This window comes from Dyadobacter sp. HNCC25DJ185 (assembly GCF_056895195.1).
Genome location: NZ_JBXHAR010000011.1, coordinates 29,013 through 49,750, shown reverse-complemented (window position 1 = coordinate 49,750; position 20,738 = coordinate 29,013). Strand labels below are relative to the sequence as shown.

Below are 20,738 nucleotides of genomic sequence, written 5' to 3'. Positions count from 1 at the left end.
CATGATAATACGCCTGTTCCTGGTTTATATCGCTTTATATGCCTTTTCTGCCCTTGCTCAAAGCATCCCGGAAAAAGGCTTATGGTGGAAAAGAAATAACCTCAGGGTTATCCAAATGAATTTACCTTCCTATGAGGCGGCGACCATCAACGCCGATTCAATTGTAGCCGACCTGGTAGCGTTTTCCGCTAATACATTGCTGATCAATGCGGGAGGGATCATGGCTTTTTATCCCACGAAGCTGGATTTTCATTATACCAATCCCTACATGAAAAGCGATGTCCTGGCCGACATTATCCGGAAATGCCATGCAAATGATATCAAAGTCATCGTCCGGTTTGATTTCAGCCGGGTGCACGAAAGCATTTTCCAAGCGCACCCCGAATGGTGCTATATTTCTCCAAAAGGTGAGCGGATCATTAATACGGACATGTATGTGGTTTCCATCAATGCGCCTTATGTCCAGGAAAAAGCATTCAAGATTATCGAAGAAGTGATTGACATGTTTCCCATCGACGGCATCTTCCTGAATATGCCTGGTTATCAAGTCAGCAACCCCTATGAAAGCAAATACCATGGGATCGACCAGAATGATTTTGACAAAAAGAAGTTTGCGGAATTCTCTGGAGGGAAAACTTTACCTACCGAAGAAAATAAAGCTGACCCGCTATTTCAGCAATACCTGGAATTCAAAAAACAAACGGTAGAAGATTGGTCGGAACGGCTGCACAAGCTCGTTAAATCAAAAAACGAGCAGATCGCGATATGCACTTATTCCGACAAATTTGTTGACATCATCCGGCACGAGTCGCAAAGCATGACCACCTTACCTTATTGGCCGTATACCGCTTCTGACAATGTCGGCAATGCCGTTAACTCATTCCCCCATCACATCATCAGCAATGCGAGCATTCAGCAGATTTCCTTTCAGTCGCGCTACAATGCGGTTGAGCCACAGGAAGTGCAGATCCGGCTTTATGAGAACATTGCCAATGGTTCGGGCCTGGATATGAGTATGATGGGCGACATGAGGGGTTATGAAGACGAGCGAAATTATGATGTTCTGAAAAAGGTCTATTCCTTCCATAAAAAACATGAACCCTACTTCGGCCGCTATAAATCCTTAGCCAAAATTGCGGTTATTGCTCCCGGTGCCTGGCCCAACGGCGATCCGATGCAGGAATACCGGGGCATTCAGCTGATGCTGAGGGAAGCCCACATTCCATTTGACATTATTGAAGACGGACAGATCGGGAATCTCGCCGATCAAGTGAAAAGTTACAAACTTCTGATCCTTCCGGAAATAACCTATCTCAAACCGGAAGCGCTGCGGATTTTGAATGACGCCAGCAAGCAAGGCACCAGTCTGATCGCTACTAACCGTAGCCTGTTCGACAGTCCAGAAACCTTATTGGGCCTGTTCGGAGCCAAAATAGCAAAAAAAGACAATGATGGCACCGGCAATTACCTGGTACCCGACGACCGTTCGATCTTGAAGAGCTTCAAAGGCCAGACCATGTTGTTCTGGAAATTCAATCTGGGGTTGTATGACCTTTCGGGTGCCGACCGACGGCTGCTCCCCGTTTTAGCTAAAGGTCGGCCCGGACCGCCCGAAATCATTGGCGGTCACGATCCTACCGGGTACTACGCGATGGGGATCAAAAATCACGAAAAGAGCAAGGCGGTCATTTTCCCCATGAACCTTGGAAAAATCTACTATATGCATGGTTATCAGGAGCATAAACAGATCTTACTGGATGCGGTCAGCTATCTTTTGCCAGAAGCCTTGGAAACTATTCAAACGAACGCCCCCGCCCGAGTCGAAACCATTTTAAAGGAATTTTCGAAGAATACCGTCAGTAATCAGGAAACCCAAAGCAGTAACGGCCTGATCCTGCACCTGGTAAATCTTACAGGGTTCAGCGGCAATACTTATTTCGAACCCATACCGTTGCCTGATTTAAAATTTAAGATTCAATCAGACAGAAAGCCAAAGAAAGTGTTTACCCTCAGCAATAACGGGCCGGTCAGATTTTCCTGGAAAAATGGTTTTATTGATCTGGAAATCAGCAAACTGGAAGGTTTCGAAGGGGTTGTAATGGAATGGAATTAAAACATCATTTAAAAATCGATTCATGAGCGACATACAAAAGACAATTCCCACATTATACGAATGGGCCGGCGGAATGCCTGCTTTTGAAAAACTGACCGACCTGTTTTATAAAAAGGTACTCAACGACCCATTGCTCGAGCCGGTTTTTAAGCATATGTCCCTGGAACATCAAAAACATGTTGCCCACTTTATCGCCGAAGTCTTCGGCGGGCCGAAAATGTACAGCCAGGAAGACGGCAGCCACTTCAAGATGATCCAGAAACATTTTTCCAAACATCTGACAGAAAAACATCGGCAGTGCTGGGTTGCCTTGCTATTGGAGACTGCGGATGAAATCAGCCTGCCCGACGATCCCGCATTCCGCTCTGCATTTGTAGCTTATATCGAATGGGGCACCCGCATTGCGGTGCTGAACTCCAATTTGGAAAGTCTTGAAATGGACCACGAGGAGCCCATGCCCAAATGGGGTTGGGGCGTCCCTGGTGGGCCTTATCTGGGATAACCTACAATTTCGGTGCGTCGGGTTTATTCGGGACGTCCCAGTTATTTGCCCCTTTCGTCTTCAACTTGCGGCGGTAGACCTTATCATTGGCCGTGACATACAACACGTCAAAATCTTTCCCGCCAAACGCCACATTGGAAGCGGCTCCATTGGGTGTCGGCAAAATCGCATTGACCCTGCCGGTTTGATCCAAAATCTGCACACCCGACCTCGTCGCTACGTAGATGCGTCCTTCACGGTCACAGGTAAGCCCATCGGCCCAGGCATTCTCTTCGCTGTCGCGGACATGGAGCCAGCCAAATTTTTGCTTATATTTTAATGTTCCGTCGGGCTGGATTTGGTACGACCAAACCCAGTGTGTGGCCGATTCTGTAACATAGAGCAAGGTTTGATCCGGTGATAACGCAGCGCCGTTGGCAAATAGAATCCCCTTGTCGACTTCCACTTTTTCACCGTTCGGTTTAATCAGATAGAGCGTGCTGGGCTTTTCCCGACCGTCCGGCACAGTAACGTATACATTTCCATTGTTCGCAACCGTCAGATCATTGCCCTCAATTCCTTTTGCTATTTCCTGCTTATTGCCCTGTGCATCATAAGAGATAATGGACAGCGTTTTCGGAGCAACCTCATACCGTTTGCCATCTTTGCCAAACTCGGTGCCGCTTGCCCTTTGCGAATCCTCATTGATTACGGTGGCCTTTCCGTCCAGCCCCACCCTATAAGTTTTGGAATTGGGTATATCCTGGTAAAAAACCTCCCCCGACTGGCTGGCCGTTGGCCCCTCTGTAAACCTGTATCCATCTCCCACCAACTCCCAATCCTGACCCGGAACAAGTATACTGGCCAAAACCTGATTCTGACTGAAACCTTTTTTTACCGGTTCCGGCCAGCCTTTCCACAAGTACCGCATCGCTTCGGGGAAAAGCGCAGTTCCTTGTTTCCCATTATGCCCGCCTTCGCCCCATTGGTGCGTTACCTCGTAACCTGCGAAAGTCAGCGCACGCAGCATTGTCTGGTTGGCCATCCACCAGTCACCGGCATAAATGTTCAGGTCCTGGCTTCCATCCTGCATATAGATGCGCAGTGGTTTGGGTTCGAATTTTCTCACGAGCGTAGGGTAGCGGTCCGCGCCACGCAGTCCTACATACGTTCCTATCGCGCTGTAAACCCGTGTAAAGGCATCGGGCCTCTCCCAGGCAGCGGTGAAAGCACAAACTGCCCCGCTGCTCGATCCGCCAATCGCCCTGTCGTTACCATTCCTTGATAACTTAATGGGCCTTCCATCACTTGTTTTTTGTTTTTCGACCTCAGGCAGAATTTCGTTTAAAATAAATTTCACATAGGCATCACCCAATCCATCGAATTCAAAGCTTCTGTTGAAACGGTCATTGGCTTCACTGGGGTTAGCCGCCCTGACCCGCCCGTGCATGACAAAAACACCAATGGTGACGGGCATTTCCTTTTTGTAAATGAGGTTATCGAAAACTGTGGGGGCTTTCCATTGGATGCCATCCTGATTGACGTAAACGCAAGCGGGCTGGTCGGGCTTATATTGCGCAGGAACATACACCCAATACTCTCGCCAGGTACCGGGAAATATTTTGGATTGATCAAAAGTAAATTTCAGTACCTCCCCTTTGGGAACGCCCGCCTGCTCTTCGGAAGCAGGGTCGACGGGATAATTTTCGACCGGCGCCTGTGCATGGGCCGTCAGTATACTTGTAACCAAAAAAAAGATTGTAAAAAAAGGTTTCATAGTTAAGTACCGGTAAAATTAGCCACAGACTTTGTAAGGAAACTTTATAAATAGCTCAGCCACCATTTCTTGCTTCTGGCGCGGTATTCCCCGAACCATTTGCAGGGGAAGTAAAGAGACGCCACGATGAGGACCCATATCACATATACTATTCCCAGGTCATAGCCAAAGTCAAACGGCCTGAATTTGAAGAATAACTTGTCATCCGTAGCCTGCTGCCAGGTGTACCCGGAAGAAAGTACCGCAATCATGCAAACAATATGGATCAGGTAAAAATGGATCATAAAGAAGAAAAAAGGCACTCTGCCATAAACAGTAACAATCCTGGCAATGCTGTTGGCCGAGCTTTCCGTCAAAGAGAGTGCGATCAGGAGCGGGCCTTGCGTCATGAGCGTAAACAATAACGATGGCGGGTATTTGGTGACATTGAAAAAAGAAAGAAGTGTTTTCAAACCGGTCTTCTGCATTTCCCAGTGGGAGGGATCGCCATACAGATTGATGAATCTCAAAATAAAAAACAGGATCGTAAGTACGATCCCAGTTATCATCAGCGTCCTTTGCCGTTCAGTTTGCGGAATCCCTTTTTTATAAAGCATCCCTAACCCATAACCTGCCATCATGATACCGGCCCAGGGAAAAATCACATACAGGAAAGCAATGGAGCCCCCGTCGCCCCTGGGCAGAAATGTACCCCTTCCGGTGAAAAATATTCTTAAAAGAATATCCGGCGCCGAGTTCTCCGCAACTTTGACGTAATCCAACAAATTATGCCCAAAAATGAGCACGCAACCTACGATAAGGATTGCTTTGGGAGATACGAAACGTACCAGGATACCCAATAGCACCATACTACAGCCTAATGCCCAAAGCACGGCCATGAACAAGGTCCTGTAAGTAACATCAAATGAAAAACCGAAAGTCATAAAAATGATCTCGACCAGGATCAGCCAGAAACCGCGTTTGATCAGGAAAGAAGAAGTATCCGTGTCGGATTTGTTTTGCCCGGACAGATAGGCCGAAATCCCTGAAAGCAACATAAACGAAGGCGCACAAAAATGGGTGATCCATCTTGTGAAAAACAAAATCCCCGTGGTAGTTTGAACGTCGGTAGGATCAGCAGTAAACGCGGACTCATGAAAAAAGTCGCGGACATGATCCAGCGCCATGATGACCATGATGGCACCCCGAACCGTATCAATGGATTTAATGCGCTGCAGTGTGCCTGCTGTCGTCATATCAAATGGTGAGTATTACATTTTCATTCTTCTAAAAAGTGACACAATACCTTGATTTACTGTATGCTGTGTTGGGCCACTTAAGCAAAAAAGGGATGGTTTTTAGCCATCCCTTTTTCAAAACTGGTGATCGTCAGCAATTATTAAGGCTGACCGAACTCCCCGTCTGCGATAATGGTAACTTCTTCGCTAAGCATTGGCGCGGGAAACTTCGGGCCGATTCCGAAATCGGCTCTTTTTACAGTTCCAATAGCGCGAAAACCAGCAACCGGCTTTTTGTTCATCGGATTGGCAATGGTCCCGCGGTAAGTCAGGTCCAACGTTACCGGTTTGGTAATGCCATGCATGGTCAGGTCGCCTGTCAGGGTATACTTATCCTTGCCAGCACTTTTTAGTCCGGTGCTTTTGAAAGTAAGCTCGGGGTTTGTTGCAACATCGAAGAAATCGGCCGATTTCAAATGTTCATTTCGGCGATCAACACCGGTGTTGATAGAGGCCGTTTTTGCGGTAAGTACGAATGTGGCATCACTAAAATCCGGTTTGGATGAAGTAATGGTCGCATCGAAGTCGGTAAAGGCTCCGGAAATAGTTGATACGCCCAAGTGGGTAATATCAAATTTCAGTTGTGAATGTGCTTTGTCGTTTTTCCAGGTGGATTGGGCAAAGGAGGTCAGGGATAATGCAATAAAGGCCAGTGACAGAAATGATTTCTTCATAAGGATTGCTTGTTTATGTTTATGGTCAAATGGATTGGGTAATTCAGGAGAGCGGCTTTCGCGGCGTTCATTATTGGTTTTATTTCCAGATACTTATAACAGTGCGGCCCCGAAAACACCGGCACTATCTCCCAACTTAGGCTTCACGATGGGCGTGGTAACAACCCCTTTATTAAAAATATATTTCCGGATCCGCTCGTAACCGGCAGTATAAAGCAGGTCAACATTGCCGACACCGCCTCCAATCACAATCAGGCCCGGATCGATCACATTGATCAGGGTTGATATAGCCCTTCCATAAAATTCCAGGAGTCGCTCGATCGTTGCGTTGGCATACTCATCGGTACCCGCATGAAACCTTTCTAGAATGGTTTTCAGTGTAGCTTTTTCACCACTCTCACGCTCATAGAAGCGCTCCAGCGCAGGTCCGGAAATGACTTGTTCTACACACCCTGCTTTTCCGCAGTAGCAAGGTTCTCCGTTTTCCTCCAGGATATTGTGGCCCCACTCGCCACCAATTCCGTGATGTCCGGCAATGATCTTATTATTAACAACCAAACCACCGCCAACGCCGGTCCCCATGATCACTCCGAAAACAACTTCGGCAGTATGATGTTCTTTCCCGGCACCCATCAGCGCTTCGGCCAGTGCAAAGCAATTCGCGTCGTTAGCGAGCTGCACGGGCACGCCGAGTATTTCCTGTAAGTCTGCTTTGAGCGGCATACCATTCAGACAGGTCGTATTGGAATTCTTCATCAGCTGCGAGTCGGGCTCCAGAACGCCGGGAGTGGCAAATCCTATTTTTGTGGGCCTCTCCCCCACTTGTTCCGAAACCATGTCAATTAATCTCTTGATCTGGGCCAGGATATGCTCATATCCTTTCGCAGATTCAGTCGGCAGGCGCATTCTTGCCACCACTTCCAGGTTCCTGGTCGAATCCAGGACCGCGCATTCTATTTTAGTACCACCCAGGTCAATACCCCAAAGATTCATTTTTCTAAAAACTTAAATTTGAAAAAACGCACAGCGCTATGCTTTTAGCTGTTGGCTTTAAGCGGCAAGCTCGTATTCACTGTACTTTATAGTATTTGTAACCATACAAAAAAATCACCGTATAGCAGATAATCGGAAGGTAGTAGGCGTGCGCCACGTTCGATTCGGCTACCGCACCCATGGCGAACGGGAAAAATGCGCCGCCCACTACGCCCATTGAAATAAATGAAGACGCTTGTTTGGTATGCGCGCCCAAATTTTTCAAACCGAGACTGAAAATGGTCGGAAACATGATACTGAAAAAGAAATTCAGCATCAATAAGGCAATGAACGACGGCCAGCCCAGGCTTTGTGCGATGATCAGGCACATGACGATGTTGCAGGCAGCGAAAATGGCAAGCAATGAATGCGGGGCAATATAGCGCATCAGGAAAGTGCCTATAAAGCGGCCAGCAAGCATCAGTACGAAAAAGAGGATCATGTAGTTACCTGCAACGACGTCGGTAAAGCCCATTTTTTCGTGACCGAAGTTGATGAAAAATGCCCATGTCCCGGCCTGTGCCGCTACATTGAAAAACTGCGCCAATACTGCCCACTTGAAATGCCGGTGCTGGAAAAGCCCTTTTTCAGGGTGGATATCCACATTGGCTGCGTCGGGATTTGCGACGGTAACGTGCGGATCGATCAGCTCAGGGACTTTTACAAAGGAGAACAGCACGGCAATCGTAGCGATCACACTTCCGATTACGATGTACAATGTTTTCACCGAAGTCAGGTCGGTGCCGCCCTCGACGTTATTCCTCAAAAGAAAATAGGTACCTACAGCAGGCCCGATAATCGTTCCCAATGCATTGAATGCCTGGGCGAAGTTGATGCGCATGTCGCTGGTCCGCTGATCACCCAGTGAAGCTACAAAAGGGTGCGCAACGGTTTCGAGGGTAGAAATCCCGCAACCGAGGATGAAAAGCGCAATCCCAAAAAACGGAAACGACGCTGCCGCCGCCGCAGGAACAAATAGAAATGCCCCGGTAGCAAAAAGCCCGAGTCCGAAAAGCACGCCGTTTTTATAGCCAAAACGTTTCATAAACAAGCCGGCCGGAATACCCATCACCCCGTAAGCTCCGAAAATCGCAAACTGGACAAATGCTGATTGTGTTTTGGTAAGACTCAACACATGCTGAAAATGCTTGTTCAAAACATCGCCCATGGTAATCGCAATTCCCCAGAACATAAAAAGGGAAGTCACGAAGATAAGGGTTACCACATATTTATGATCTGTAAACTTTGGAGCGCCCGATTGGACAGACGAGGAAGAGTTGCTCATTTAGCTGAATAGTAAAATTAAATATTAGGTCAGGTCTATTTTTCGAAATGTAAATTAGAGAAAATTAAAAACTGTATCCAATCAAAGTTGGTAACATCGTGACCGCCTGGGCGAATATGGAAGCCGATCTGACCATAAACTGGCTGATTAAGAGCTGGAAATGTAGTTCCCGGAAAACCTTTGGTACCCAAAAATTTATAGATGCCGTCTGATGCTTTGGCTGTTTCAAATTCTCCTTCGGGGTCGGCGTTCCGGTCATCTTCCGCAGTAGCCAGATACACGGGGCGCGGGGCGATCAGCGCTGTCACAAAATGCTGGTCAAAAGGCAATTCGGTATCCTTATCCATGTATTTCCGGAAGCTCTTGGCATACCAATGCGGGAAAACTGTGCAAAGCCGCCGGATATTCTCGCCAATCCCCCTCCTGAACTGCTTGCCCCCTCCTGCGCCGGATTCATTGCTGAGTACCACCGCAAACCGCTGATCGGTCGCACCTGCCCAAAGTGCCGCTTTACCCAGTCTTGAAAATCCAAAAACGGCTACCTTCTTTGGATCAATGGCTTTATCTGTTTCGAGGTAGTCCATGCCCCTGCTAAGCGCCCATGCCCAGGCGGCCATGGTACTGAAATTATCTTCCCGGTTCTGAAGTTCCGGATAAAGCACGTGCACGCCGGTTGTAAACATTTCTTCCTTCCGGTCCGACGCAATTTCCTCCCTGTACATGGTTACAAACGCATAACCCTGGTCCAGCATGTCGTTTATGGCCCACTGGCCGGCATTCACGCCACGGCACTGATCGGTTGCCCGGCCCTCCGGTGAGCATGGAAACATGCTGCCGTTCTCCACCCAGGAAGTCGTTAATTTCACGTTAGGATCGGCAATCACCGCCTGATTTCCTATAAAATTGATTCCCATAATGGCGGGCACAGGATGTTTTGCTTTGTTCGGAATGTAGATCAGCAAATCAAAACTGGCCTCCTTATCTTTTTCTCTGATATGGATGGTTACCTGCTTTCTGGTTGCTTTTCCCGCCAACGCATTTTTGTCTGTATCAAAAATCTCAAAGCGCATATCCTTTGGCCTCCCCGGAGACGTGCCGTACATTTGGGAAGTCATGATTTGCAGGATTTCCTTTCTGCGCAATGGCCACTGGTTGACAGACTTTACCCTTTCTCCATTGGTAAATAAAAGCGGATCGGGCAGGGAGGCACTTGAAGCAGTTGCATGCAAACCCAGGGAAGGCCCCGCAATTTTCAGCCAGAACCGGGCCATCAGTTCATGCCCGGCCGGCATGGGATGGATACCATCCCAGATCCAATATTCCGCCGGAGCCTTTGACAACGCCTCGTTGAAAGCAGATTGAAACGGGATATGAATGGCATTGAATTCGGTCGACAGCCTTTTGACGATCGCCTGCCTTACAGAAAGCTCGTGCTGATAGGTTTGCAGATTGTCCTTCACCCTGCCGACTGGCAAGATAAACGGTTCGCAAAGGACCAGTTTCACATCAGGAAGTTTTTCTTTGGTCAATTTGAGCAATGCGCGGTAATCATTTTCGAACTGCCCGGGCGTGCAGGCCGTGTTACCTTTCAGTGCCGCCTCCGTATCATTAATCCCAATCAGGATATTTAGAAAGTCCGGCTTCAGTTCGGTCGTATCTGCCTGCCAGCGCTCCGCCAGATGGGTAATGCGGTTGCCGCTGATACCCCTGTTAAGAAAATGGAACCCTTTTTCGGGATAATCGTACCAAAGCCTGCTAGCGATCAGATAGGCAAAGCCGTGCCCCATCACGTGGTTCCAATCCGTATTTCTGGTCCTGTTGCCGTCGGTAATCGAGTCTCCCTGAAAAAGTACCGTGATGCCCCCCGCCGGGTTTAAATCCGAAACGCGCGCCGGGCGGGATGAGGCAGATTGTGGAAATAACGTGGAAATCGAAGTACCTGCCAAGGCACTTATCAGAAAGTCCCGTCGGTTTTTCATGAGGGATCAGTAAGTGGGACGGTTATTTTTTTGAAAAGAAATTACGCATGAAAAGCATCTGGTACTGCACCGCGTTGGTCCAATAAGGCCAGTTGTGCGCGCCGGGCCTGGTTATGTAGTCATGCGGGATATTTCTGTAGAGCAATTGTTCATGCAGCTTTTCATTCACTTCGAAAAAGAAATCGTCTGTTCCGCAGTCGATGATAATCGCCAGCGCATTGGGAGTCAGCAGATGCAGCATGTTGATCACCGTATTTTGCTCCCAGCGTTCGGGCTGCTCTGCGTATTTGCCAAGTTTTTGGGCCATATCCCAATTGTTGGGAAACGGACGGATGTCTACACCGCCGCTCATGCTACCGGCCGCCCCGAAAACGTCCTGATGACGCAAGGCAAGGTACAACGCGCCATGTCCGCCCATACTCAACCCCGTTATTGCACGGCCCTTCGGGGATTTGATCGTCTTGTATTTGCCATCGACAAATGCGACCAGCTCTTTGGAGACATAGGTTTCGTACTGCGATTGCGGGTCCACAGGACTGTCCCAATACCAGCTTCCGAAGCCGCCGTCCGGGCACACAATAAGAATGTTATGTAAGTCCGCAGCCTTTTGAAAACCAGCGGCTTTTTTAATCCAGTCGGCATAATTCCCGCTGTAGCCGTGCAGGAGATATACGGTCGGCAGCTCGGCAAGGGAAGCGTACTGATCCGGTTTGATAATCACAGTCTTCAATGTTCTTTTCATGACGGCGCTGTAAGTTTCCACCGTGTCCACGACCGCCGCCCGGGAGCCCGAAACGAACATCGCTAAAAGAAAGAGAGTTGGTAAAATGGCTTTTTTCATTCGTAAAATTACTTTGTGACTATTTTCTACAACTTAACGGGGCATTTTTTTTGGATTACGCAAATATTGTAGAATCCGGGGAATATTGACGCGCAATGAGGGTTTAAAACTGCTGGCATTCAAATTGATATAATCCAGGCAAATCTAAAATATCTCTAACTCAAATTTTAAGACAATGGGAAATCTTCTTTATACAATAGCTGTCATTCTTGTAATCATTTGGTTGATAGGCTATTTCGGCTTTGCAAGCTTCGGAATGGGTAACATTATTCATATTTTACTCGTGATTGCAGTCGTCGCAATAATTCTTCGTGTAATTCGTGGCGACAGGGTTGTGTAGAGAATCGGGATAACAAGATATTTCAAAAGGCCTGGAATTGCTGTTTTGCAGCATCCAGGCCTTTATCTTTTTGCAGATAATATCTTAACTTTCTGTTGAAATGCTCACCGCCGTATTGTGTTACAGGCTTCCTCTATGATAATGATTTTACCTAAAGCTGCTTTGCGCGCGCAAAAAGGGATAGCTGCGCTTTTATGGCTGGTCTGCTGCATCAATGCCTCCGCCCAGACCTATTTTGGGAACGTCGAATTCACAAATCAGGCGACACTGAACAGCTGGGGCCAAAACTGGAAATCGATTTCTGGAAATGTGTATATAACGAGCCTCGTATCTGATCCAATTACGGACCTCGGACCGCTGAAAAACCTGGTTTCCGTTCAGGGCGTTGTTACGGTCAGTGAAAACCGGGCTCTGGCATCGCTCAATGGACTGCAGAATCTTCGGACAACTGAGGGAATTGAAATTTCGTTTAACAATTCCCTGACAACTCTCGATGGGCTGAACGGCCTTAGATCGATTGAAGGCTCTGCTGTAATCCTTGGTAACCCATTGCTCACCCATCTGGGTGCTTTGAACAATCCAATTGATATCACAGGTGATCTTACCATCAAGAATAACGCGCGACTCTCCTTATGCAGTGTCCGGGCTGTGTGTGATTACCTGCAAGTTCACCAAGCATTCACTTATCTGAATGTTTCGGGCAATACTGGTGACTGCCTTAATGAAGCCGCCCTGGCACGTGCCTGCGAAAATGTAATACCCGTGGTCCCGACCGTTTTCCATATCGTGAAGGATGGAAATTCAGCGTGGCAGCATTGGTCCAATACCATGGAAAAACAAGGCGCATTCGATGAAGGTACCATTCCACATATTTTTCCCAACCCGGCAGTCGACCGGCTTTTCCTTCCGGAACTGACGCGCACGTCTACCACCCTGCTGGAAATTTTCGACGCCCAAGGTACACGGATGCCAATCTCTACGGAGAATATATCACAAGGAATTTCAGTAAACACCTGGGCAAAAGGGCTCTATCACATTCGTGTTTACGAAAACGGCGGCTATTCTAAAAACTTCAGGGTTTTAAAAAATTAGATATGGCGCCTGAAAACAAACCCCCAATTGGCATAATTCTTTGAAAAAGGTGAGTCAGGCAATCAAAACTTAATGTCGAGGACCATGGAAAATACTTTTGAATACGATTATCCTTCGTTGGTGAACGCCGTATTTGCAAACAGCATTGATGCGCAACAGGCTTATGATGAACTGATTGATCGGGGTTACCGGCCTGAGGAAATCCATGTGGTGGCATCGGATGCCAGCCATCCGCTACATCACAGCCCGTTGGGTTTTCAGGAGCATGCGGAGTATTTTCAGTCGGTTGTGAAAGAAAATGGGTTTGTGATCTCATTTACTCCTAAAACCATTGAAGACCGGCTCGAAATCGTTACTGCCTGGAACAATTACGGCGCAAAGCCGCTTCACGGCAACGAAAATTACACAGCCTGATCAGAGTAGTCCCTTTATTTCCTTCCAGACGTTTTCGGCCACGATTTTATGACCTTCCGCGGTAGGATGGATGCCGTCGGGCAGGTTGAGCCTGGCTTCCCCGCCAACGCCTTCCAATAAGAAAGGGATCAAAGTAATGTGGTTCTTGTCCGCAAGATCAGCATAAACAGCCCTGAATTCCGAAGCATATTTCTGGCCCAGGTTTGGCGGGATCTGCATACCGGCGAGCACTATTTTTACTTCCGGATATTTGGTATGTACTTTATCAATGATCATCTGGAGGTTCTTTTTCGTATCCGAAACAGGAATCCCCCTTAAACCGTCGTTACCACCCAGTTCGAGGATGAATATATCCAATGGCTGTTTCAAAAGCCAGTCGATCCGGCCATTCCCCCCGGCGGTCGTTTCGCCGCTCACTCCCGCGTTAATCACCTTATAATTAAGCTTCAGAGAGTCGATCCGCTTCTGGATAAGGCCGGCAAATCCCTGCGAGGGATCGTCGAGGCCGTATGCGGCGGTAAGGCTGTTGCCAAAGAACACAATTGTTTTCTTCTTCGCGGCCGGCTGTTTTGCCGAGGCTTGGGCAGTATCTGCCGTTTGCGCGGGTTCTTCCTTTTTTTCACGATTACAGGAAAACAAGAAAGCACTCAGGAACAAGATTTTGAAAACAATTGAAAAGCGGTTTGTCATAATAGATGAGATAAAAGAAACCCAAAGGCCACTCATTGAGTTTTAAACGCCGTTTAAACTATATTTATATGCAACAGAAAACGAAAAGAACCAAATTAGAATAAAACCAGTTGCCCAAGCTTAGCACCACGCAAACATAACATTAAAAACAATCGATGAATACTGTACTCGATCTGAAGGAGGTAAGTAAAATATATAAAAGCGGGGATCGTTCCCTCACAGTTTTAGACAATATCAATTTTTCGGTCGAAGCCGGCTCCACGATGTCGATTGTTGGCCCATCCGGAAGCGGCAAAACAACTTTATTAGGCCTTTGCGCCGGCCTCGACCGCTCTACTTCGGGCGTCGTCGAGCTCCATGGCACCAAGCTGAATGGTCTCAACGAGGACCAGCTTGCTGCGGTCAGGAACCAGTATGTAGGGTTCATTTTCCAAAATTTTCAGTTATTGCCCACTTTAACAGCACTCGAAAATGTGATGGTACCGCTTGAACTGCGCGGTGAAAGAAATGTCAAGTCAAGGGCTTTGGATCTATTGGACAAAGTGGGTCTTGCCCAGCGAAGCGACCATTATCCTACCCAATTGAGCGGCGGTGAGCAACAACGCGTATCCCTCGCCCGGGCCTTTTCCAATCAGCCCCGCATACTGTTTGCGGATGAGCCAACCGGCAATCTCGACGCGGAAACAAGCGAAAAGGTCGTTAAGCTGCTTTTCGACTTGAACAGAGAAGCCGGTACTACCTTGGTGGTCGTCACACACGATCTGGAGCTGGCTGCAAAAACGCAACGCATTATCCGTATCAAAGGCGGCAAACTGGCAGAATAACATGCGAAATACGATTAATTTCTCCTGGTTGCTGAAAATGGCATGGCGTGACAGCCGGAAAAACCGTTCCCGGCTGGTACTTTTTATCTCCTCCATTATTCTGGGTATTGCCGCGTTGGTGGCGATCTACTCCCTGGGAGATAACCTTAAAGATAACATCGACAACCAGGCAGCAACACTGATTGGGGCCGACCTGGCCTTATATGGAAACCGGCCTGTGGAAGGAAAAGCAAAAGAGCTGGTCGATTCATTGGGTAAAAACCGGTCGGAAGAGCGCAGCTTTGCTTCCATGGTTTATTTTACCAAAAACGGCGGTAACCGCCTTGCGCAGGTCAAAGCCATTTCGGGCGCATATCCATATTATGGAAAATTTGAAACCATACCGGTCGCTGCAGAGCAAACATTTCGGGGAGGAAAACAGGCGTTGGTAGACCAGACCCTGATGCTTCAATATCAGGCCAAAGTAGGCGATTCGATCAAGATCGGCCAGGTGACATTTTTGATTGCCGGTATCCTGGAAAAGGCACCGGGATCGACGGGTATCACGAGTTCTGTCGCGCCGACTGTTTATATTCCAATGCGATACCTCGCCCAAACCGGCTTAATGCAAAAAGGAAGCCGCGTCGCCTACCGGTATTATTTCAAGTATCCTGCGAAAACAGATGTGGAAGCACTGGCTAAAAAGTTAGAGCCACGTTTCGAAGCCTATGACCTGGACTACAACACCGTCCAGCAACAAAAGGAAGATACCGGGAGATCGTTTGCCGACCTGACCCGCTTTCTCGCATTGGTAGGCTTTGTGGCTTTACTACTGGGTTGCATTGGGGTGGCTAGCGCTATTCACATCTACATCCGTGAAAAACTCAACTCTATTGCGATTCTGAGATGTCTTGGGGTGAAAGGAAGCCAGGCATTTCTCATTTATCTCATCCAGATCCTGGGCATTGGCATCATTGGCTCTGTACTGGGGGCTTCATTGGGAACAGCTATTCAACAATTTTTACCGATCGTCATCAAAGACCTGCTGCCATTTGAGCTGACCACGAGCATATCCTGGCTGGCAATCGGGCAAGGCCTGGCGATTGGTGTGCTGATATCCGTATTATTTGCTTTGCCGCCGCTGCTTTCGATCCGTAGCGTCTCTCCTTTGAATGTACTCAGGGTTTCACTGGAACCTGTTAAGCTCGATCGCGACCCGCTGACCTGGCTTTTGTACCTGCTCATCATTGTGTTCATCTTCGGGTTTGCATTTTTACAAATGCGCACCTGGGTTGAAGCACTGGTATTCACCATCTGCATTTTAGGCGCCTTTCTGGTACTCTACGGCATTGCAATACTTCTTACCTGGCTGGTACGCCGCTTTTTCCCGGTATCGTGGAGCTATTTGTGGCGCCAGGGCCTCGCCAACCTTTACCGCCCCAATAACCAGACTTCCATTCTGATCGTCTCCATTGGTTTGGGCACCTCGTTGATCTGCACCCTGTTTTTTGTCCAGAGTATCTTACTGGAGCGTGTGAGGCTGTCGACCAGCGGCAACCAGCCCAATATTGTTCTTTTTGATATCCAGGGTAGTCAGAAACAAGGCGTTCTTGCCATCGCCAAAGCGCAGGGAGTACCTGTTAACCAGAGCGTTGCGATTGTGAATATGAGATTGGAAGAAGTAAATGGCAAAACGGCAGCCGATTTCGAAGGAGATACCACCGCGGATCAGTCGAGGCGGATTTTCGGGCGGGAATACAGGGTAACGTTCAGGGACTCGACCACTTCCTCAGAAAAAATCACAAAAGGCAAATGGCAGGGCGTTTATGATAAATCATCCGGCCTGATCCCGATCTCCATGGAAGAAGGCTTCGCCGACAGGAGCCGGATCAAGCTCGGCGACACGCTGGTGTTCAATGTCCAGGGAACGCTTATGACCACTACTGTAACCAGTTTCAGGCAAGTAAACTGGGGCGAAGTACAAACCAACTTCCTTGTCGTTTTCCCCACCGGGGTATTGGAGGATGCACCGCAATTCCATGCCATGCTCACCCATGTGCCCAATCCGCAGGTATCCGCCGCATTCCAGCAGGCGCTCGTCAGAAAATATCCCAATATCGCCATTATAGACTTGGCACTTGTACTTCGGCTGCTGGACGATATTTTCAATAAAATCGGGTTTGTAATCCGCTTTATGGCGGGTTTCAGTATACTTACCGGACTGATCGTACTCATCTCCTCTGTCCTGATCAGCAAATACCAGCGGTTACAGGAAAGCGTGTTACTCCGAACACTGGGCGCGAGCAGAAAGCAAATATTCGTGATCACCGCTTTGGAATATTTCTTCCTCGGATCGCTGGCTGCTTTTACCGGTATTCTGATTGCCGCCGCCGGAAGCTGGTCCCTGGCCAAATTCAGTTTCGAAGCAGAATTTAAGCCTGAAATCTTGCCTGTAGTAGGCATCTTCCTGTTTGTGTCGCTCCTGACTGTATTCATTGGCCTGGTCAACAGCCGCGGTATTTTGTCACGGCCACCTTTGGAGGTGCTGAGACAGGACGTTTAGGAGATCGCCCGATTTAACAATTCCTTAAATTGCCAAATGCCCTTTTCTAATCAGAAAAGGTGACTTTTGCCGCCCAATCAGAAACAATGTCGCGATTTTGACTACCCTTTCTATCCAATTTATTCTTAATTTTTTTTCAAACGTTTGCATAAAATTTCAAACGTTTGCATTTGCTATTGCCTAGTTTCTATAATTTACTTTAAAAATACAATTTGTATTCTTGTAGAATAACCTCCAGTTACCCATAAAATTCATCTCAATTTTCCTAATGACAATCACAATCCACTTACTATGATCAAAACTTTGACTCTACCAGTCAGATCAGGAATTATCATGAGCTGCATGCTACAGGCTACTTTTTTCGGCCCGATTGCCGCCGCAGCCATTGCAGATCCTGCTCTGAGAAATCCGGCTTCTCATGTTGAAATGAACATCAGAAGTTTGAAAGAAATAACGCTGACCGGGAAAGTGCTGACCGACGGCACTACCGAAGGCTTACCCGGCGTCACCGTTGTCATCACCGACGTAAACGGGGGTGGCAAACAAGGAGCCACCACCAATGAAGCAGGCGTATTCTCCTTTGCCAATTTGCAGACCGACACAAGGTATAACCTGGAATTCAGCTACATCGGATTTGAGAAACAATCCATAAAGGACTTCCTGCTGACCGATGCCAACGCCAATTCGATCGAGGTAAGATTAAAAGAATCGGCTTCCAACCTGGGGGAAGTGGTGGTTGTAGGTTATGGCAGTACTGTAAAGAAAGATATTACAGGATCTGTCAAATCTTTGAAAAGCACTGAGTTTAACTCGGGTATCATCAACTCCCCAGAGCAATTGCTTCAGGGAAAAGTGTCGGGCGTGAACGTCACGTCAGCGACTGGCGAACCGGGCGGGAAAACCAGCATCACAGTTCGCGGCCCCGGTGGCGTACGCACGGGCAGCACACCGCTTTTCGTAGTGGATGGTATGGCGCTCGACAACAGCGGAACAGGCGGCGATACCAACCCGTTAAACTTTCTGAACCCACAGGACATCGAGTCGATGGACGTGTTGAAAGATGCCTCGGCAACTGCCATTTACGGGGCAAGAGGGGCTAACGGGGTTATTCTGATCACAACCAAAAAAGGCAAATCGGGCCAGGCAAGCGTCACCTATTCAGGAACGCTGGGTATTTCCACTATGGCGCGTCCGCTGGATGTTTTGTCGGGACCCGAATTTCTCTCGGAGGCCTCGAAATTGGGAGCTACGGTGATCGACGGAAAAGCAAATACCGACTGGCAGAAAGAGATCTCAAGAACTGCCACTACCCACAACCACAACATTTCAATTGGCGGCGGTACCGATAAAATGACCTACTACGGTTCTTTCGGTGTGCAAAAACAGCAGGGTGTGCTGAAAGGCAGCCAGCAGGACCGCTACACCGGCCGTGTGAACCTTTCGCAAAAACTGTTGAATGACCGGGTTACGCTAGACATTAACCTGAACGCGACCAACACAAAAAACAAGCGTCCAAACATCCAGAGCATGATCGGGAGCGCCCTGACGATCAACCCTACTTACGCGCCATACGACGCGAACGGTGCGCTTGTTCAGTATCAGGACTTTACCAATCCGCTGTTCGTGTTACAGCAATACAAGGAACTGTTGACGACCAACCGCGTGCTCGCCAGCATTTCGCCTTCCGTAAAAATCATCGACGGATTGGTTTACAAACTGAATTTCGGCATCGATAACTCGACTTCGACGCAGGATAAACAGACTTTGCCAAGCACGGTTCCCCTGGAAGTCGGCCGCCTGGAAAACTATGGCATGCGCAATACCAACAAGCTGATCGAGAACTATCTGACTTATACGCTGAATAACAAAACCCACAGTTTCAGTGCATTGCTCGGTCATTCCTACCAGCACATTTTTATTCAGAGCAAGAATTTCAGCATTAATAAATTCCCTATCTCCGACATCGAGCCGATCTACAACCCCGGCCTCGGACAGGATCTGACATTGGTATTGAACCAACCCGGTGGCTACGCGACGATCAACGAGCTGCAATCGTTCTTCGGACGTGTTAACTACGGTTTCAAAGACAAGTACCTGATGACCGCAACATTGAGGATCGACGGTTCATCTAAATTCGGTGCGAATAATAAATATGGTTCGTTCCCTTCATTCTCGCTGGGATGGCGGATTTCGGAAGAGGCGTTCATGAAGTCTTCGCCATTCTCGGATCTGAAACTGCGCGCTGGCTGGGGTTCTACGGGTAACCAGGAAATCCCTTCGAAGATCACCCAGGCACGTTTTACCTCTACAGTATCAGGAACCACGAGCTATCCTTTGGGAACCGGCGCTTATCCTGCCGGAACAACCTACACCCGTCTGGCCAACCCGAACATTCAGTGGGAAGTATCGCAGCAAACCGACTTAGGTCTTGATTTTAGTTTGTTCAAAGGCGCATTGAGCGGTGAGATCGATTATTTTACCAAAACTTCGAAAAAGATCCTGCTCGAAGTGATCCCTGCCGACCCCGTCCAGCCAGCCGGCACATTCTGGACTAATGTACCTGATATGCAGATTGTTAACCAGGGTCTGGAACTGGATCTGAATTTCAGGAAGTCGCTGGATAATGGCCTGAGATATGGCGTGGGCGGTAACATTACCTTTATCAAAAACAATGTTAAAAACTCTCCCTACTCGGTAATTCCCTCGGGCGCGGCCCAGGGCTCGGGTCTGACTTCGGCGACGATCAACGGATACATTAACAATGAGCCGATCGGAACATTCTTCCTGAAAGAGTTTATCGGTTTTGACGAAAACGGTATCAGCAAATTCAGGGACGTGGACGGCGATGGCATTATCACCGACAAAGACCGTGTTGCGTCGGGCACTGCACTGCCAACCCGGATGTACAACTTCAACGGTAACATTGCCTTCAAGGGTTTTGATCTGACCGCCAACTTCAATGGTGTAGCCGGAAACAAAGTGTATGACAACACTTCCAACTCCAATTTTTACAAACTGAAATTATCGAAGGGCGTGAATGTGACGCCGGAAGCGCTTAAAGATCAGGCAGAATCGATCAATAACTCTGCCCCGGTTTCGACCCGCTACCTGAAAAACGGCTCCTATCTGAGGCTGAACAATTTGGTTCTGGGTTATAACCTGAATACAGGTAAGCTTGGCATCAATAAATGGGTGCAGACTGTACGCCTGTCGGTTACCGCTCAAAACCTGTTTGTCTGGACCAAATACAATGGCTACGATCCGGAAGTAAACAACGACCGCTCGATCAATGGCATTACTTCGTACGGAATCGATTATCTCAGTTATCCAAAGGCTAAAACAGTTCTGTTTGGCCTGAACATTGGCTTCTAATTTTT

The 20,738-nt window shown here is 48.1% G+C and carries 16 protein-coding genes; 8 read left to right on the top strand and 8 right to left on the bottom strand.

What is annotated here, in order from left to right; genetic code table 11:
• Position 1 precedes the first annotated feature (1 nt).
• Positions 2 to 2,113, top strand: coding sequence for an alpha-amylase family protein (locus AC1XUF_RS26830; protein ID WP_483344943.1), 2,112 nt, complete (start codon positions 2 to 4; stop codon positions 2,111 to 2,113).
• Between the two features lie 22 nt (positions 2,114 to 2,135).
• Positions 2,136 to 2,615, top strand: coding sequence for a group II truncated hemoglobin (locus AC1XUF_RS26825; protein WP_483344942.1), 480 nt, complete (start codon positions 2,136 to 2,138; stop codon positions 2,613 to 2,615).
• A 1-nt stretch (position 2,616) separates the two neighbouring features.
• Here AC1XUF_RS26825 and AC1XUF_RS26820 read toward each other — a convergent pair whose 3' ends face one another.
• The 7 genes from AC1XUF_RS26820 to AC1XUF_RS26790 form a co-directional block, all read right to left on the bottom strand.
• Entirely contained in the window at positions 2,617 to 4,371 is a 1,755-nt protein-coding gene (locus AC1XUF_RS26820; protein WP_483344941.1) for an SMP-30/gluconolactonase/LRE family protein, read from the bottom strand.
• 44 nt (positions 4,372 to 4,415) lie between these two features.
• Positions 4,416 to 5,606 (bottom strand): acetyltransferase domain-containing protein, encoded by a 1,191-nt coding sequence (locus AC1XUF_RS26815; RefSeq protein WP_483344940.1) that lies wholly within the window; start codon positions 5,604 to 5,606, stop codon positions 4,416 to 4,418.
• 143 nt (positions 5,607 to 5,749) lie between these two features.
• Positions 5,750 to 6,322, bottom strand: coding sequence for a YceI family protein (locus AC1XUF_RS26810; RefSeq protein WP_483344939.1), 573 nt, complete (start codon positions 6,320 to 6,322; stop codon positions 5,750 to 5,752).
• Positions 6,323 to 6,415: 93 nt separating this feature from the next.
• Positions 6,416 to 7,315 carry an ROK family protein gene (locus tag AC1XUF_RS26805; protein ID WP_483344938.1) on the bottom strand — a complete coding sequence of 300 codons (900 nt, stop codon included), beginning with the start codon at positions 7,313 to 7,315 and terminating at the stop codon, positions 6,416 to 6,418.
• A gap of 76 nt (positions 7,316 to 7,391) precedes the next feature.
• Entirely contained in the window at positions 7,392 to 8,639 is a 1,248-nt protein-coding gene (fucP, locus tag AC1XUF_RS26800; RefSeq protein WP_483344937.1) for an L-fucose:H+ symporter permease, read from the bottom strand.
• A 35-nt stretch (positions 8,640 to 8,674) separates the two neighbouring features.
• Complete coding sequence (locus AC1XUF_RS26795) at positions 8,675 to 10,618, bottom strand: glucuronyl esterase domain-containing protein (protein WP_483344936.1); 1,944 nt, start codon at positions 10,616 to 10,618, stop codon at positions 8,675 to 8,677.
• Positions 10,619 to 10,640: 22 nt separating this feature from the next.
• Positions 10,641 to 11,459, bottom strand: a complete 819-nt coding sequence (locus AC1XUF_RS26790) for an alpha/beta hydrolase (protein ID WP_483344935.1) — start codon at positions 11,457 to 11,459, stop codon at positions 10,641 to 10,643.
• Between the two features lie 175 nt (positions 11,460 to 11,634).
• Here AC1XUF_RS26790 and AC1XUF_RS26785 point away from each other — a divergent pair, with 175 nt between their 5' ends.
• The 3 genes from AC1XUF_RS26785 (at position 11,635) to AC1XUF_RS26775 (ending at position 13,305) form a co-directional block, all read left to right on the top strand.
• Positions 11,635 to 11,799, top strand: coding sequence for a lmo0937 family membrane protein (locus tag AC1XUF_RS26785; RefSeq protein WP_215235380.1), 165 nt, complete (start codon positions 11,635 to 11,637; stop codon positions 11,797 to 11,799).
• Between the two features lie 141 nt (positions 11,800 to 11,940).
• Positions 11,941 to 12,891 carry a T9SS type A sorting domain-containing protein gene (locus tag AC1XUF_RS26780; protein ID WP_483344934.1) on the top strand — a complete coding sequence of 317 codons (951 nt, stop codon included), beginning with the start codon at positions 11,941 to 11,943 and terminating at the stop codon, positions 12,889 to 12,891.
• Between the two features lie 84 nt (positions 12,892 to 12,975).
• The gene (locus AC1XUF_RS26775; RefSeq protein WP_483344933.1) at positions 12,976 to 13,305 is read left to right on the top strand and encodes a hypothetical protein; all 330 of its coding nucleotides are present in this window, start codon (positions 12,976 to 12,978) and stop codon (positions 13,303 to 13,305) included.
• Here AC1XUF_RS26775 and AC1XUF_RS26770 read toward each other — a convergent pair whose 3' ends face one another.
• Positions 13,306 to 13,995 carry an arylesterase gene (locus AC1XUF_RS26770; RefSeq protein WP_483344932.1) on the bottom strand — a complete coding sequence of 230 codons (690 nt, stop codon included), beginning with the start codon at positions 13,993 to 13,995 and terminating at the stop codon, positions 13,306 to 13,308.
• Positions 13,996 to 14,150: 155 nt separating this feature from the next.
• Between AC1XUF_RS26770 and AC1XUF_RS26765 the strand changes: the two genes are divergently transcribed.
• From AC1XUF_RS26765 to AC1XUF_RS26755, 3 genes are all read left to right on the top strand, one after another.
• Positions 14,151 to 14,819, top strand: a complete 669-nt coding sequence (locus AC1XUF_RS26765) for an ABC transporter ATP-binding protein (protein ID WP_483344931.1) — start codon at positions 14,151 to 14,153, stop codon at positions 14,817 to 14,819.
• 1 nt (position 14,820) lies between these two features.
• Positions 14,821 to 17,361, top strand: a complete 2,541-nt coding sequence (locus tag AC1XUF_RS26760; RefSeq protein WP_483344930.1) for an ABC transporter permease — start codon at positions 14,821 to 14,823, stop codon at positions 17,359 to 17,361.
• Between the two features lie 426 nt (positions 17,362 to 17,787).
• Entirely contained in the window at positions 17,788 to 20,733 is a 2,946-nt protein-coding gene (locus tag AC1XUF_RS26755; RefSeq protein ID WP_483345121.1) for a SusC/RagA family TonB-linked outer membrane protein, read from the top strand.
• Positions 20,734 to 20,738: the final 5 nt, after the last annotated feature.